The sequence below is a fragment of the Lentisalinibacter orientalis genome (assembly GCF_040706535.1).
GTDB classification, from domain to species: domain Bacteria; phylum Pseudomonadota; class Gammaproteobacteria; order Steroidobacterales; family Woeseiaceae; genus Lentisalinibacter; species Lentisalinibacter orientalis.
On the sequence record NZ_JAPDRJ010000001.1, the window covers coordinates 1909741 to 1924943 of the forward strand.

General features: G+C 69.9%; 10 protein-coding genes. 6 read left to right on the plus strand and 4 right to left on the minus strand.

The window, feature by feature from the left end:
• Positions 1 to 2 precede the first annotated feature (2 nt).
• The 3 genes from ACJMK0_RS08435 to ACJMK0_RS08445 are packed head-to-tail and all read left to right on the plus strand — an operon-like array spanning position 3 to position 3177.
• Complete coding sequence (locus ACJMK0_RS08435; protein ID WP_405237931.1) at positions 3 to 896, plus strand: AAA family ATPase; 894 nt, start codon at positions 3 to 5, stop codon at positions 894 to 896.
• Positions 893 to 2098 carry a vWA domain-containing protein gene (locus tag ACJMK0_RS08440; protein ID WP_405237332.1) on the plus strand — a complete coding sequence of 402 codons (1206 nt, stop codon included), beginning with the start codon at positions 893 to 895 and terminating at the stop codon, positions 2096 to 2098. Before ACJMK0_RS08435 ends, ACJMK0_RS08440 begins: the two co-directional genes overlap by 4 nt.
• Positions 2095 to 3177, plus strand: coding sequence for an XdhC family protein (locus ACJMK0_RS08445; RefSeq protein ID WP_405237334.1), 1083 nt, complete (start codon positions 2095 to 2097; stop codon positions 3175 to 3177). Before ACJMK0_RS08440 ends, ACJMK0_RS08445 begins: the two co-directional genes overlap by 4 nt.
• 14 nt (positions 3178 to 3191) lie before the next feature.
• Here ACJMK0_RS08445 and ACJMK0_RS08450 read toward each other — a convergent pair whose 3' ends face one another.
• The 3 genes from ACJMK0_RS08450 to thrS all read right to left on the minus strand — a co-directional run bounded on the left by ACJMK0_RS08450 (position 3192) and on the right by thrS (position 8834).
• Positions 3192 to 3836, minus strand: a complete 645-nt coding sequence (locus tag ACJMK0_RS08450; protein WP_405237336.1) for a TetR/AcrR family transcriptional regulator — start codon at positions 3834 to 3836, stop codon at positions 3192 to 3194.
• 100 nt (positions 3837 to 3936) lie between these two features.
• Complete coding sequence (locus tag ACJMK0_RS08455; RefSeq protein ID WP_405237338.1) at positions 3937 to 6726, minus strand: TonB family protein; 2790 nt, start codon at positions 6724 to 6726, stop codon at positions 3937 to 3939.
• Between the two features lie 179 nt (positions 6727 to 6905).
• Positions 6906 to 8834 (minus strand): threonine--tRNA ligase, encoded by a 1929-nt coding sequence (gene thrS, locus ACJMK0_RS08460; RefSeq protein ID WP_405237340.1) that lies wholly within the window; start codon positions 8832 to 8834, stop codon positions 6906 to 6908.
• A 206-nt stretch (positions 8835 to 9040) separates the two neighbouring features.
• Here thrS and ACJMK0_RS08465 point away from each other — a divergent pair, with 206 nt between their 5' ends.
• On the plus strand, positions 9041 to 9538 hold the full coding sequence (locus ACJMK0_RS08465) for a Fur family transcriptional regulator (protein WP_405231853.1): 498 nt from the start codon (positions 9041 to 9043) through the stop codon (positions 9536 to 9538).
• Positions 9539 to 9617: 79 nt separating this feature from the next.
• Here ACJMK0_RS08465 and ACJMK0_RS08470 read toward each other — a convergent pair whose 3' ends face one another.
• Positions 9618 to 12149 (minus strand): TonB-dependent receptor, encoded by a 2532-nt coding sequence (locus ACJMK0_RS08470; protein WP_405237342.1) that lies wholly within the window; start codon positions 12147 to 12149, stop codon positions 9618 to 9620.
• Between the two features lie 261 nt (positions 12150 to 12410).
• Between ACJMK0_RS08470 and ACJMK0_RS08475 the strand changes: the two genes are divergently transcribed.
• Both ACJMK0_RS08475 and ACJMK0_RS08480 read left to right on the plus strand, forming a co-directional pair.
• The gene (locus tag ACJMK0_RS08475) at positions 12411 to 13442 is read left to right on the plus strand and encodes a metal-dependent hydrolase (protein ID WP_405237344.1); all 1032 of its coding nucleotides are present in this window, start codon (positions 12411 to 12413) and stop codon (positions 13440 to 13442) included.
• A 30-nt stretch (positions 13443 to 13472) separates the two neighbouring features.
• Positions 13473 to 15167: a glutamine--tRNA ligase/YqeY domain fusion protein gene (locus ACJMK0_RS08480; RefSeq protein ID WP_405237346.1), complete on the plus strand. Its 1695-nt coding sequence runs from the start codon at positions 13473 to 13475 to the stop codon at positions 15165 to 15167.
• The last annotated feature ends 36 nt before the right edge of the window (positions 15168 to 15203 follow it).

Here is a 15203-nt window from a genome sequence, read left to right on the forward strand (position 1 = left end):
GGATGCCGGCATCGGTGGACGATACCGTCGCCCTGCTCGCCGAGGGCAGCTACGTGGCCGGCCGCGACCTCGCCACCGCCGTGTATCTGGCGCTGAGCCTGCCGCGGCCGCTGCTGCTGGAGGGCGAGGCCGGCACGGGCAAGACGGAGGTGGCGAAGGTTCTCGCCGACCGGCTCGGCCGCCGGCTGCTGCGGCTGCAGTGCTACGACGGCCTGGATCTGGCCTCGGCGGCCTACGAGTGGGACTACCCGCGGCAGATGCTCGCCATCCGCCTGGCCGAGGCCCGGGGCGAGGGCGGCGTGGTCGCCGACGACATCTACTCGTCCGAATACCTGGTGAAGCGCCCCCTGCTAGAGGCGCTGGAGCCGGCACCGGGCGGTGCGCCGGTGCTGCTGATCGACGAGCTGGACCGGGCCGACGAACCCTTCGAGGCCTTCCTGCTCGAGATCCTCTCCGACAATCAGATCACCATCCCCGAGTTCGGCCGGGTGGCGGCGCCCGAGCCGCCCGTCGTGGTCATCACCTCGAACCGCACCCGGGAGATCCACGATGCGCTGCGCCGCCGCTGCCTGTATCACTGGGTGGACTACCCGACTGCCGACGTCGAGCGGGAGATTCTGGCGCGCAAGTGTCCGGCGGTGACCGCGGAGCTGGGCGCGCAGATCATCGATTTCGTGCAGGGGCTGCGCGAGGCCGATCTGTACAAGCGCCCCGGGGTGGCCGAGACGCTGGACTGGGCGGCCGCGCTGACCCAGCTGGGTGCCGACCGGCTGGCCGCCGGCGTCGTGGACTCCACGCTGGGCGCGTTGCTGAAGTACCAGGACGACATCGCGCGGGTCCGCGGCGAGGAACTCGGGAGGCTGCTGGGCAGCGGAGCGCAGCAGGCGTCCGGGTGAGCGCTGACGGGGCGGCGGCCGGAGAGTCGTTCCGCGAACACCTCATCCTGTTCGTGCGCACCCTGCGTCATGCCGGACTCGGCCTGGGGCCGGGCGACACCCGGGGAGCGCTGGAGGCGGCGGCCGCGACCGGTCTCCGCGACCGCGACGATCTGCGCCGGGCGCTGGCTGCATCGCTGGTGCGCAGTCCCCGGGACATGCCCCTGTTCCGGCAGGCCTTCGGTTTGTTCTTCGAGCGGCCCCGGGCACTGCGCCGGCTGGCCGATGCGGCCGCGAAACCCGTCGCCACCGCCGACGACGGTGCAGCGCAGGACGGACTCGGCCGCCTCGCCCAGGCGCTGGCCGCCGCCGGGCACGGCCGGGAACGGCCCCGCGAGAGCCGCCGACGGCAGCGAGAGCGGGACGGCGGCGCCTCCGCGCTGGAGGTGCTGCGGCGGAAGGACTTCGAACAGATGAGCGCGGAGGAGCGGAGCATGGCCCGGGCGATGCTCCGGGAGGCGGCGCTGCCGCTGGCGACGCTGCGTACCCGGCGCTATACCCGGCACGCTCGCGGCGCGCGGCCCGACCTGCGCGCGACGCTTCGCCGCGGCGTGCGGCAGGGCGGCGAGTTCATGGAGCTGGAGCGGCGCCGCCGACGCCTGCGCCCGCCGCCCCTCGTGCTGCTGGCGGATATCTCCGGGTCCATGAGCCGGTACACGCGCATGTTCCTGCATTTCGCGCATGCCCTGACGGCGCGCGGCGAACGCGTACACACGTTCCTGTTCGGCACCCGGCTCAGCGCGGTCACCCGCCGGCTGCGCGACCGTGATCCGGACCGGGCGCTGGCCCTCGTCGCCGACGACATCCGTGACTGGGACGGCGGCACGCGCATCGCGGACTCACTGCACGAATTCAACCGTGACTGGGGCCGGCGGGTGCTGGGGCAGGGCGCGGTCGTGCTGCTGCTCACCGACGGGCTGGAGCGCGATCCGGACGCGCGGCTCGGCCGGGAGATGGAGCGTCTCGGCAAGTCCTGCCGGCGACTCGTCTGGCTGAACCCGCTGCTGCGTTATGATGAATTCCGACCGCAGGCGCGCGGCATGCGGCTCATGCTGCCCCATGCCGACGACCTGGTCCCGGCCCACAACGTCGACAGCCTGGAAGGCCTCGCGGCCCGGCTGGGCGGCTCCCTGCAGGCAAGGAGGCAGACAAGACCGCGATGAACACCAGCGAGATACTGCGCCGATTCTCCGAGTGGCGCGAGGCGGGCCGGCGCCTCGTGCTCGCCAGCGTGTACGAAACCGCCGGCTCTACCTACAGCAAGGCCGGCACGCACATGCTCATCGCGGATGACGGCGACTTCCAGGGCCTCCTGAGCGGCGGCTGCCTGGAGGGCGACCTCGCCGAGCGCGCCGCCCGGGTGAGCGCCTCGGGTGAACCGGACACGGTCACCTACGATCTCGGCGGCGCGGACGACGAACTGTTCGGCCTCGGCGTCGGCTGCGACGGCACCATGCGCATCTTCCTGCAGCCGCTGCCGCGGCCCGACTACCAGCCGTTCGCCGCCGTGGCGGAATGCCTGCAGGGCGATGACGCCGCCGTACTGGCGACGGTGATCGAAAGCGGCGTGACCGTGGCCGAGCCGGGGCAGTTCGCATTGCTGGATCGCCGCGGAGTCCGGCATACCACGCTGAGCGGATCGGTAGCCGGCGCGGTGGAGGAAGCGGCGATGCCGCACCTGGAGAGCGGCAGCTCCGCGACGGGTACCGTCTCCCTGCGGGACGGCGATGTGACCGTGTTGTTCGCTGCCATCCAGCCGCCGCCCCGTTTGCTGGTGCTGGGCGCCGGCCTGGACGCCGTGCCGCTCGTGGATATCGCCGCGCGCCTCGGCTGGCGCGTTACCGTGCGCGATCACCGGCCGGCGTATTTCGACAAGGGCGACTTCGGCCGCGCCGAGCAGTGCATCTCGGGCCCGCCGGAGGATCTGGACGGAGACGATCTGCGGCCCTACGCGGCGGTCATGGTGATGAGCCACCATCTCGCCACCGACCGCACCTACCTGCGGGCGCTGGCGCAGAGCGACGTCCCCTATGCGGGACTGCTGGGACCGCGGCGGCGGCGCGAACAGCTGCTGGCCGACCTCGGCGAGGCGGGAGAGCGCCTCGCCTCGCGGCTGCACGGCCCGGCCGGCCTCGATATCGGCGCACGCGGCGCCGAGAGTATCGCCCTGTCCATCGCCGCGGAGATCCAGGCGGTGCTGGCCGGCCCGACCGCCCCGGGCCGGCCGCTCGGCTCACCCTGAACCGCGGTTGCGGCTCAGTCGGTATTCGTACCCAGGAACAGGCCGATCACGTAATCGGCGTAACCGCCGGCGTCGCCGTCGAGGACGTTGCGTCCGGTCAGCTGCTCGTACTGGGTGCCGAACGAGACGGCGCAGCCGGTCGCACCCAGTAGCGCGACGCAGACCTGGGCCGGTTCACCGCCGGCGATCAGGCCCCGCGACTGCAGCGACTCGAGCAGCGGGATCAGCATCCCGAACAGCCGGCCCATGTGGTTCTCCGTGAGCCAGCGGGCCCGGTCGCCGCCCTCCGCGGATGCGTCGCGCACGAAGTGATACCACTCCGGGTGCTCGGCGGAGTAGAGCGTCAGGGTGCGAATCGCGCCGGTCAGCCGCTGGCGGTCGTCTCCCGCCTCCGCGCCCGATACGGCACGCTCCAGGCGCTCGTTGAGTTCGCCCAGCAGGTATTCGGCGGCAGCCTGCCACAGGCGCGCCTTATTGCGGAAATGATACGTGATCAGCGGATGATGGACCCCGGCGCGTTCGGCGATATCCCGGGTCGCCGCCCCGGCGTAGCCGGCCTCGGCGAAAGCAGCGATGGCCGCGTCCACGAGCCGCCGTCGGGTGTCCAGGCTGCGGCGCTGCATGCGCCGGCCGGTGCTGGCAGCACTTTGTGTGGTCATTCGGACTTCCCATGCGAAAAGTGTGTGGTTCTTCGATGGGGAGAATGCCAATTGGTTCCCTCGCCGTCGAGACCGCGCGGGGCTTCCGACGGGGGACGTTTCAGCGATCGATGCCGAAATTGATGCGGACGCGGATCCGCTCGCCGACGGGCCAGTCGGCGGCGGCGAGCGGCTCGTAGCGCCACTGGCCGACGGCCTCGACGGCCGCCTGGTCGAAGGTGCCGGCGGGGCGGGCGTCCGTCACGCGGATGTCTGCGGGCAGGCCCGCGGGCGTTAGCGAGAACTCGACGTCCACCCAGCCTTCCAGGCCGCGCACCTCGGCGGCACGGGGATACGTCGGCGGCACGTAGGTAATGCGTTCGGGGCGCGTCGGGGCCGGAGCGCTTTCCGCGACGGCTTCCTCCCGGCTGACCGCCGGCTCGCCGGTCTCCACGGCGTCCGAGGCCGGCGCCGCGGCAGAGTCGTCCGCCGCTGCGGGCGCATCTGCGGCTGCATCAGCGGCTGCATCCGTGGAGGGGGTCGCGGCAGCATCCGGGGCTTCCGTGGCCTCCGAGGCTTCCGTCGCGGATGGCGTCGTCTGGTCCGACCCGCCGTCGGTGCGCCCGGAGGCCGGATTATTGGTCATCTCATCGGCCATCCCATCCACCGGGTCGCCGAGCCGGTCGGTGCCGTCGTTCTGCTCCGCCGCGCGCTCCTCCGATGCGGGAGCGCTTTGTTCCGGCGCCGGCTCGGGTGTGGCGTCCGGAAGCGCCGCCGGGCTCTGCGCGGCCGGTGCGGCGGGCAGGCGCCCTGCGGCTTCCCGGAACGGCGCCAGGCGCGGCTCCTCGACACCGCTCAGGCGGGCCTCCTCCAGCCAATGCTCTGCGGCGGCGCGGTCGCCGGCCTCCACCGATTCGCGTATGCGCGTGATGAGGGCGGTGCGCAGGAAGGCCATGCCCTGGCGGCCGGCGATGCTCTCGCTGTCCTGGGCGAGCACGGCGCGGTAGTAGTAACGGGCGTTGTCGGCGGCCGGCTCGACGAGCTGTCCCTGGAGCAGGCGCTGATTGCCGAGTTCGAGCAATAGCGTACGGCCGCGGCCGTCCGCGGCCGCCAGGATCGACTCACGCCTCGCCTCGACCGCCGGGCTGCGGCCCGGCAACAGGGCGGCGGCCTCGTCGAGTATCTCAATGGCCCCTGCGGTGTCGCCGGCAGCAGCCAACTCGTCGGCCCGCGCCAGCAGCCGGTCCCGCTCCACGACGGCGAGACGGGTGTCGATGGCCTCGAGGCCGGGCGCGGCCGGGAAGCTGGCGCGAATCACGCTGCGCGCGGCGCGGGCCTCGCCGGGGCGTCCGGCATCCAGTGCCGCCGCGACGGTGGCGATCGCCTCGGCGACCACCTGCTCGACTTCCGCCGCCAGGGCCGCATCATCCGGTGCCTGGGCCAGCGCGGCGGCGTAGAGTGCGAGCGCGCCGTCCTCACCGGGCGCGAGCAGGCGGCCCGCCGCCACGGCCTCACGGGCGCGACGCAGGTCGCGGCTGACCGGCGGCGGGGCAGGCGGTTCGGAACGGGCCTCTCCGGCGGGCTCCGCGATGGGCGCCGACGCGTCCGCCGATGTCGTGGCCGGCGACGGCGACGCGTCGTCATCCGGGCTGCCGGTCAGCGACCAGATGCCGCCGACCGCGATGAGCGCGAGCAGCGCGCCCGCGCCCGCGAGCAATGCCGGACGCGGGAAACGCCCGCTGTTGGCGTTCTCCTCCGGCGCCTCGTCCTTCCGCCGGGTGTCTTCCGGCGCCTTCGGTTTCGGTTCCTTGCGACGGACCTTCGGCTTCGCGGCGGCGGGCCGGGGCGTCTCCGTCCAGACCGGCATGCGCCGGGTCGGTTCCTCCTCGCTCAGCACCACTTCCTCGGCGCCGTCGAAGTCCGCAATGGTCGGCTCGACGCGCGCGGCCGGCGTCGCCGGTGTCGGCGGTGCGGGTGCGGCCGGAGGCGCGGCCGGCGCGGCAGGCTTCGCCTTCTCCTGCGCCCGCCGGATGGCCGCCTCGATGGCGAGTCGCGCCCGTCCCGGGGAAATGGGCTTCAGCAGAAAGCGGTACACCATGCCGGCGTTGATGAGGTCCATCAGCTGGTCGCCGTCGTCGCGGCGGCCGGCGACGATGGTCACCAGCCCGGGCTGGCGGCTGCGCAGCCGGGTGGTGATAGCCTCGACGTCCCGGGGAGCGACGGCGGCGTCGGTGACCAGCACCGCGCTCGTGGCGTCGCCGACGAGTTGCGCGGCAGCCCGCAGATCGTCCACGGCGTGGACCGGCTGGCGCGGCGAGAGCGCCTGGCGGATGGTATCCAGGAACACCTCGTCCTTGCTGAGCACCACCAGCTCCGTCACGGTGGCGCCGGCGGCCGCGGGATACGTGCCGCTGACTTCCGCGCTTGCGGCGGCCTGTCGGGCCGGTCCGGCCTCGCGGGGCGGCGCCGTGGGCGACACGCGCGGCCGGGGACCTGCCGAACGGTCGTTGGCCGATTCCTGCAGGGTGCTCAGCCGCAGCTGGTCGACGGCCTCGTCGATCACGCGGCGCATCTCCTCCGGCGTGCCGAGGCCGCGGATGACCTGGAACAGTTCCTCGCTGCCGACGAGTGCTTCGGCTTCAGCGCCGCTCATGTCCTTCGGCGCGATGAGGATGCCGAGCGTTTCCGGCGAGCGCTTCCGCGCTTCGCGCAGCGCCTCGATGCCGCTCATGCCGGGCAGCCGCTGGGCCGAGACCATGACGTGGATGGGGGTCAGCCCGAGGGTATTCAGTGCCTCGGTGCCGCTGGTCGCCAGATGCACGGAATAGGCGTCGCCGAGCGAGGCGCTGAAGCGGTCCAGCGTGCTCTGCTCGGAGTGCAGCAGCAGTACCTGAGTCTTGAACGTTTGCACGGCGTCCGATGCCTCTAGCGGTCTGATTCCCGGGCGGTTATCGAACGCCGAGTATATGCGCGCACGTGCCGCCGGCGGCCGGCTGGCCAGCGCGAATATGTCAAAGTGTGACCTGGGACACACTCCCGGCGGTACTGGTGCGCATTGCAGGCCCGGCGGGGCCGCCGGGCGGCCGGGAGTCAGTCGGTGGGCGGGGCCCGGCGCTCCCGGTTCTCCGCGGCCAGTGCCTCGACTGCCTCGGCGAGAGGCAGCACCTGCTGGCGCTTGCTGCCCAGACGGCGGATCGCGACGGTGCGCTCCTCCACCTCGCGCTTGCCGACGGCGATGATCACGGGGATCTTGGCCACGCTGTGCTCGCGCACCTTGTAGCTGATCTTCTCGTTGCGCAGGTCGGTCTCCGCCTCGAGTCCCGCCGCCCGGAGTGCCTCGGCCACCTCGCAGGCGTACTCGTCGCCGTCCGACGTGATGGTCGTCACCACTGCCTGCACCGGTGCGAGCCACAGCGGCAGCGCGCCGGCGTAGTGCTCGATCAGGATGCCGATGAAGCGTTCCAGCGAGCCGAACATGGCGCGGTGGAGCATGACCGGGGTGTGCCTGTTGCCGTCCTCGCCCACGAAACTCGCGCCCAGCCGCTCCGGCAGGTTCAGGTCCACCTGCAGCGTGCCGCACTGCCAGTCCCGGCCGATGGCGTCGCGCAGCACGAACTCGAGTTTCGGCCCGTAGAAGGCGCCCTCGCCCGGGTTGTAGGTGTAGTCGAGCCCGGTCGTCTCGATGGCGGTCTTCAGCGCGGCCTCGGCCTGATCCCACACCTCGTCGGCGCCCACGCGCACCTCCGGCCGGTCCGCGAACTTGATGCGCACGTCCTCGAAGCCGAAGTCACGGTAGATGCCGAGGATCAGGTCGCACACGGCGATGGATTCGGCGGTGATCTGGTCGCGGGTGCAGAAGATATGCGCGTCGTCCTGGGTGAAGGCACGCACGCGCAGCATGCCGTGCAGGGCGCCGGAGGGCTCGTAGCGATGCACGGTGCCGAATTCCGACAGCCTGAGCGGCAGCTCCCGATAGCTGGTGATGCCCTGGTTGAAGACCTGGACGTGGCCCGGGCAGTTCATGGGCTTCAGCGCATAGACGCGGCCCTCTTCGGGTTCCGTGGTGAACATGTTCTCGCCGAAGGTCTCCCAGTGGCCGGACGACTCCCACAGCGAGCGGTCCATGACGATGGGTGTGGCGATCTCCCGGTAGCCGGCCGCATCCTGTCGCTCGCGCATGTAGTCGACCAGGCGCTGGTACAGCGTCCAGCCGCGCGGATGCCAGAACACGGCGCCCGGCGCCTCTTCCTGGAAGTGGAAGAGACCCATCTGGCGGCCGAGGCGCCGGTGGTCGCGCTTCTCCGCTTCCTCCAGCTGGTGCAGATAGGTGCGCAGCTGCTTGTCGCTGGCCCAGGCCGTGCCGTAGATCCGCTGCAGCATCTCGTTGCGGGAGTCGCCGCGCCAGTAGGCGCCGGACACCCGCGTCAGCTTGAACGCATTGCCCAGCCGGCTGGTGGAAGGCAGGTGCGGGCCGCGGCACAGATCGAGGAAGTCGCCCTGGCGGTAGACGGTGATGACCTCCTCCGCCGGCAGGTCCTCGATGATGCGGGCCTTGTACTCCTCGCCGTCGTCGCGGAAATAACGCACCGCCTCGTCCCGGTCCCAGACCTCGCGGACGATGGTCTCGTCGCGGGCGACGATGTCGCGCATGCGGGCTTCGATTTTCTCCAGGTCCTCGGGCGTGAAGGGCGTCTCGCGGGCGAAGTCGTAGTAGAAGCCGTTCTCGATGGCGGGCCCGATGGTCACCTGGGTCTCGGGATAGAGCTCCTTCACCGCCTCGGCCATGATGTGGGCCGCGTCGTGACGCAGCAGTTCCAGCCCGTCCTCGCTGTCGCGGGTGACGATCTCGACGGCGGCGTCTCCGGGTATCTCCCGGGCGAGGTCGCGCAGTTCGCCGTCGACCCGGACGGCCACGGCGTCCTTCGCCAGTTTGCGGCCGATACTCCCGGCCACGTCGAGGCCGGTGACCGGCTTGTCGAATTCCCGTTTCGAACCGTCGGGCAGGGTGATGGATGGCATGTTGCTCTCTGGGCTGCGAATGGTCAGCGGTTGGTCAGCGAATGGTGTGCGATTGGTGTGCGATTGCTGTGCGACTGGCCGGCGTCGGACCGCGAAAAGGCCGTTATTCTACGCGACGGCGCGGCGCATTCGTAGCCTGGCGCGCAGTGCCGCCGGCGCTGCGTTATCATGCGGCGCCAGTCCGGACACGCCGCCCGAAGAGGCTCATGAGCAGCGCAGACGCCGACCAGGACAGCCCGGTATTCCCGCCGGAGAATCACGACCACCGCCATTGCGTGGCGGACGCGCTGGCCAATGCCGAGCGTCTGTGCCGGGAGCGGGGGCTGCGCCTGACCGCCAGGCGACGGCGGGTGCTGGAACTCGTCTGGACCAGCCACCAGCCGGTGGGTGCCTACGACATCCTGGAGGCCATGAGCGACGAGGGCCGCCGCCCGGCGCCGCCCACGGTCTACCGCGCCCTGGACTTCCTGATGGACGCGGGCCTGGTGCACCGCCTCGATTCCCTCAACGCGTTCGTCGGCTGCCGCGACCCGGAGCATCCCCACGCCGGTCAGTTCCTGATCTGCCGCCGCTGCCGGTCCGTGGCGGAGCTGGACGATGCCGAGCTGCAGCGGGTGGTCAACGCGAAGGTGGCGGAGGCCGGTTTCCGCGCGGAGACCCAGATGCTGGAGATCCAGGGCGTCTGCAGCCGCTGCCGCTCCTGATTGCCGCTCGCCGGAAAAGGAAAAGCCGGCGCGAGGCCGGCTTTTCCGTGCTGGCGAGCAAGCGCTCGCGCGGTGAGCGTCAGAATTCGTAGCTGAATTCCAGTCCCCAGCGCCGCTCGGCACCGGGATGGACGAAGGAGCCGCCGAACTCGGCCGCCAGGATGACTTCCTCGACGATGTCCTCGTCCAGGATGTTGGTGCCGAAGGCGGTCACCCGCCAGTTGTCCCGGCCGAACCCGACCCGCAGGTCCCAGGTCTGGTAGGGGTCGCGCTCGGTGACCGTGTAGTCGGCGGTGCCGAGTCCCGGGAAGCTGAGGTCGAACAGCGTCAGACGCTCCTCGTCCTGAGCCGTGTGGAACCAGGTCTGGCCCACGAAGGAGCCGTACAGCCCGCCGTAGAGATCCCAGCCGTTGCCGAGCGGATAGTTCACCTCGATCTCGACGTTGCCCGTGTACTGGGGCGTGGAGGGCGACTTGTTGCCGACCGTGTTCGGACGCACCGAGTTGGCCTCGATACGGCTGGCCGTGTAGGCCCAGCCGCCGCCCAGCGTGATGTAGTCGTTGAGCAGGTAGTTCGCTCCGATCTCCGCGCCGGTCAGCTTCACCTCATCGATATTGGAGACCACGCGCAGCAGACCGAACGGGCCCACCTGGAACTCGAAGAACTGCATGTCGTCGACGTCCATCCGATAGACCGCACCTTCCAGGGAGAGCCGGCCTTCGGCGAGCTGCGACTTGAAGCCGAGCTCGAACGCGCTGGAGGTCTCCTTGTCGAATTCGTCGCGGATATCCAGGTCCTTGCCGAGCGGCTGGTTGATGAACACGTCGATGGTGGCAGCCGACCCCTGGTTGTTGAAGCCGCCGCTCTTGAATCCGATGCCCCAGGAGGCGAACAGCGTCACAGCGTCGTTCACGTCGTGGCTGAGAGAGAGCTTGGGCTGAACCTGGGAGAAGGTGCGGCTCTGGGGCTGCACGCCGCCCGGGTTCAGGGTCGGGTCGAGCGCCGGGTTCAGCGGCGCACCGCCGCTGAAGACGCCGTCGTTGGTGAAGTCCACGAACTCCGTGCGCGGCGCGGTGGGCACCAGGCTGCGGGCCTCGCGCTCCTCGCGGTCGTAGCGCAGGGCGAGGGCGAGCTCCGTACGGTCGCTCAAGTCGTAGGCGAGCTGGCCGAACACGGCCCAGACGTCGGTGTCGAACTGGTCCCACAGCAGCTGCTCGGTGGGGTTGTTCGGGTTGTCCGTGTACAGCGTCGGGATGACACCGAAGCCCCGGTCGATGGCCAGGTTCACGCCCACCTCACGCTCCAGGGTGAGGTAGTACAGGCCGGCGATCCAGCGCAGGGCCTGGTCGCCCGGCGAGGCCAGGCGCAGCTCGAAACTGATGTCCTCCTGGTTGCGCTCCTGGTACTGGGTGCCGTCGCAGGTGGTCGGCGAATAGGGGCCGAGGATGGGGTCCGCTCCGAAGCTGCCGTCGACGGGCAGCAGAATCTGCGGCGGCGGCAGCGTGACGCCGGCGAGCGTCAGGGCGATGGAGTTGGGCAGGCAGGAGTCCGGCGTGGCGTCGTCGGCGTTGAAGAAGCCGAAGGCCGCGCTGGTGCCGTCCGAGGACAGCGAGTTCTCGATGTTGCTGTAGAGCAGCCAGCTGGTGAGGCTGGCCCAGCCGAGCTCGTAGTCCGCCTTGATGGAGAACTCGGTGGCTTCCTGATCGTTGGTCGGGTCGATGTTCGGCTGGAACACGAACTCGTGGTCGTCGACGTCCTCGTAGAAGTGCGACGCGAAACCCTCGCCGAACAGCGGGTCCAGGGCCGGGGCGAACACCTCGGCGAACGTGGGCAGATGGAAGGCCGCGTTGAAGCTGATCGAGGCGGCGTCCACCTGGCCGTAGCGAGCCTTGACGTCCACGGTGAGGAGGTCGGTGGGCTCGAAGACCATCCGTCCGTTGATGTTGTAGTTCTCGAAGTCGTCGACCACGTCGGCGCCCAGGAAGGAGTTCGTGTAATAGCCGTCGGTGTCGCGCCAGTCGCCGCCGAGGCTGAACGAAACGGTGTCGGTGAGCGGCCCGCTCACGTAGCCCGTGGCGTAATAAGTGCTGTCGCCCGCGGCGCTCACCTTGACGTTGCCGCCCAGTTCGTCGCCGGGCATCTTCGTGCTGACGATGATGGCGCCGGCGGCGGCATTGCGGCCGTACAGCGCGCCCTGCGGGCCTTTCAGGACTTCGATCTGCTGCAGGTTCGAGAACTCCCGATTGAAGGCCGCCGGGTTCGTCATCAGGATGCCGTCGATGATGAAGGCCACGCTGTTCTCGGCATCGCGGGCGCCGTTCAGGCCGCGGATGTTGATCTGCGTGTCGCCGACCTCGGCCGCGTCGACCAGGCTCACGCCGGGGGTGAGCTTGATGAAGTCCTCCGCGCGCTCCACGCCGGCACGCTCGAGGCGATCCTCGGTCAGTACCGTCACGGTGGCCGGCACGTCCTGCAGCGTTTCCTCGCGTTGCCGGGCTGTGACGATGATTTCCTCGATGCCCTGGGCCTCCTGCGCCACGGCGGGTACGGTATAACCGGCGGTCAAAGCGAGTACACTCGCGACGCCGCAAAGCAGGGTCTTCGCACGCATAGGTCTCTCTCCTGATCTGGATCGGTCTTCGTGTTCCGCAACGATGTCGGTTATGGCATACATCGTTGTAGTCGGCTCTTGTCGGCCCCCAGGGTATCGTATACAAAAGTGGGGCAGTGCGTCCAGAAAAAGCGCGGAAAAGCCAATGACTTGTGATTGTTTGTATACAATCTTGCCTGTGCCGTCGGATAGACATGAAAGCCGTTCCGGTGTCGCGGCTGCGCAACATGCGGCGGCTGCATCGCGCTGCCAGGGCATGACGTGGACACCCTGACGCAGGCCGTACTCGGCGCCTCGATCGGCGCCGCAGTGGCCGGGCACGGCGAGCGCCGGCGCGGGGCCGCGCTGGGCGCCGCCTGCGGCACGCTGCCCGACCTCGACGTGCTCGTTCCCCTGGGCGATCCGGTGTCCGACTTCACCTGGCATCGGGGCTACAGTCATTCGCTGTTGGTGCTGAGTGTCGCGGCGCCGGCGATCTGGTGGCTGGTCGCGAGATTCAATGCGCCTGCCCGTGAGCGGCCGCGCCGCTGGCTCGCGCTCATCTGGCTCGCCCTGTTCACGCATCCGCTGCTCGACGCCTTGACCGTCTACGGCACCCAGCTGTTCCTGCCGTTCAGCAACCATCCGGTGAGCGGCTCGACGTTGTTCATCATCGACCCGGCGTTCACCGTGCCCCTGGCGGTCGGCCTCGTGGTCGCGCTGCTGGTCCGCGACGAGCACCGCGCGCGGGCGGCCGTGGTCGGTGGCCTGACGCTCGGCGTGGCCTATCTGGGTCTGTCGATTGCGGCCAAGCTGCACGTGGAGCGGGTGGCCCGTGACGCGCTGGCGGAGGCGGGCATCGCCCACCGGGGCGTGCTCACGACGCCGGCGCCGTTCAACATCGTGCTGTGGCGCATCGTCGCAATGGATGAGGGCGGCTACCGGGAGGGCTTCTACTCCCTGCTGGATCCCCCGGGCACGCTGTCTTTCGAGCGTCACGAGTCGCGCCCGGAGCTGCTGGACGGCATCCGCGATACCTGGGCCGTGCGGCGTCTCGCCTGGTTCACCCACGGCTTCTACCGGGTCTCGCGCCAGGACGACCGGATCGTGATGACGGACCTGCGCATGGGCGTGGAACCGGTCTACGTGTTCAGTTTCGCCGTCGGCCGGCTGGAGGCGGGCGGCGCGCGGGCCGTCGAGCCCGAGCAGCTCGCGCCGCTGCGCCCCGGGCCGGGACAGGTGGCGCGGCTGCTGCGCCGCGTCGCCGGGCCGGTCACCTCCGCGGAGGATTCCCGTACAATACCGGGCTCCTGATTCGCGCTCATCACCAGGCCTCCGACCGTCATGTCCGACACAACCACCGCCGGCAGGGATTTCATCCGCCAGATCATCGCCGACGACATCGCCGCGGGTAAGCACGGCGGCAAGGTCGTCACCCGCTTCCCGCCGGAGCCGAACGGCTTCCTGCACGTCGGCCACGCCACCTCCATCTGCCTGAACTTCGGGGTGGCCGAGGAGAACGGCGGCGTCACGTTCCTGCGTTTCGACGACACCAATCCCGGCAAGGAAAGCATCGAGTTCGTGCGCGCCATCGAGGCGGATATCCGCTGGCTCGGCTTCGACTGGGGCGACCGCCTCACCCATGCGTCGGATTACTTCGATCAGCTGTACGACTGCGCCGTCGACCTGATCCGTCAGGGCAAGGCCTACGTGGACGACCTCGGCGCGGACGAGATCCGCGAGTACCGTGGCACGCTGAAGGAGCCGGGGCGGGAGAGCCCGTGGCGCGGCCGCAGCGTGGAGGAGAACCTGGATCTGTTCGAGCGCATGCGCGCCGGCGAGTTCGCCGACGGCGAGAAGGTGCTGCGCGCGAAGATCGACATGGCCGCGCCGAACATGCACATGCGCGACCCGACGCTCTATCGCATCCGCCACATTCCCCATCAGCGCACCGGCGACAAGTGGTGCATCTATCCGATGTACGACTTCGCGCACGGTTTGTCGGATGCCTTCGAGGGCATCACCCATTCGCTGTGCACGCTCGAGTTCGAGGATCACCGGCCGCTGTACGACTGGCTGCTCGATCAGCTCGATCTGCCGCATCGCCCGCGCCAGTACGAGTTTTCGCGCACCAACCTGGCCTACACGGTCACCAGCAAGCGCCGGCTGGCCGAGCTCGTACAGCGCGGCACCGTGGCCGGCTGGGACGACCCGCGCATGCCGACGCTGGCCGGCATGCGCCGCCGCGGCTATCCGCCGGCGGCGCTGCGCGAGTTCTCCCGCCGGGTCGGGATCACGAAGAAGAACAAGCTGATCGAGATGGGCTTCCTCGAGGCGACCGTGCGCGAGGTGCTGGACCCCTCGGCGCCCCGGGTCATGGGCGTGATCGATCCCCTGAAGGTGACCCTCACCAACTACCCGGAGGACCGGGTGGAGCAGATGACGGCGCAGAACCATCCCAACGATCCGTCCATGGGCGAGCGGGAGTTGCCGTTCTCGCGCACGCTCTGGATCGAGCGCGACGACTTCATGGAAGACCCGCCGAAGAAGTTCTTCCGGCTCCGCCCGGGCGGCGAGGTGCGGCTGCGCTATGCCTACATCATCCGTTGCGACGAGGTGGTGAAGGACGAAGACGGCAACGTCGTCGAGCTGCTCTGCAGTTACGACCCGGAGACCCGCAGCGGCGCCGCGGGTGCCCAGCGCAAGGTGAAGGGCACCATCCACTGGCTGTCCGCGGAGCATGCGGTGCCCGCCGAGGTGCGGCTCTACGATCGGCTGTTCACCGAGCCGGCGCCGGGGGTGAAGGGCGACTGGCACGAGGCGATCAACCCGGATTCGCTGAAGACCGCCGCAGCGCAGGTGGAACCGGGCATCGCCGCACTCGCTCCGGGCGATGCGGTGCAGTTCGAACGGCTGGGTTATTTCACCGCCGATCCGGACTCGAGCGTGGAGTCGCCGGTGTTCAACCGCATCGTCACGCTGCGGGATTCCTGGGCCAAGGTCGAGAAGCAGGCCATGCAGCAGGCGGGCGGAGTGTGACGCGCTGCGCGGGCCGAGTCTGTTTCTGCCGGATAC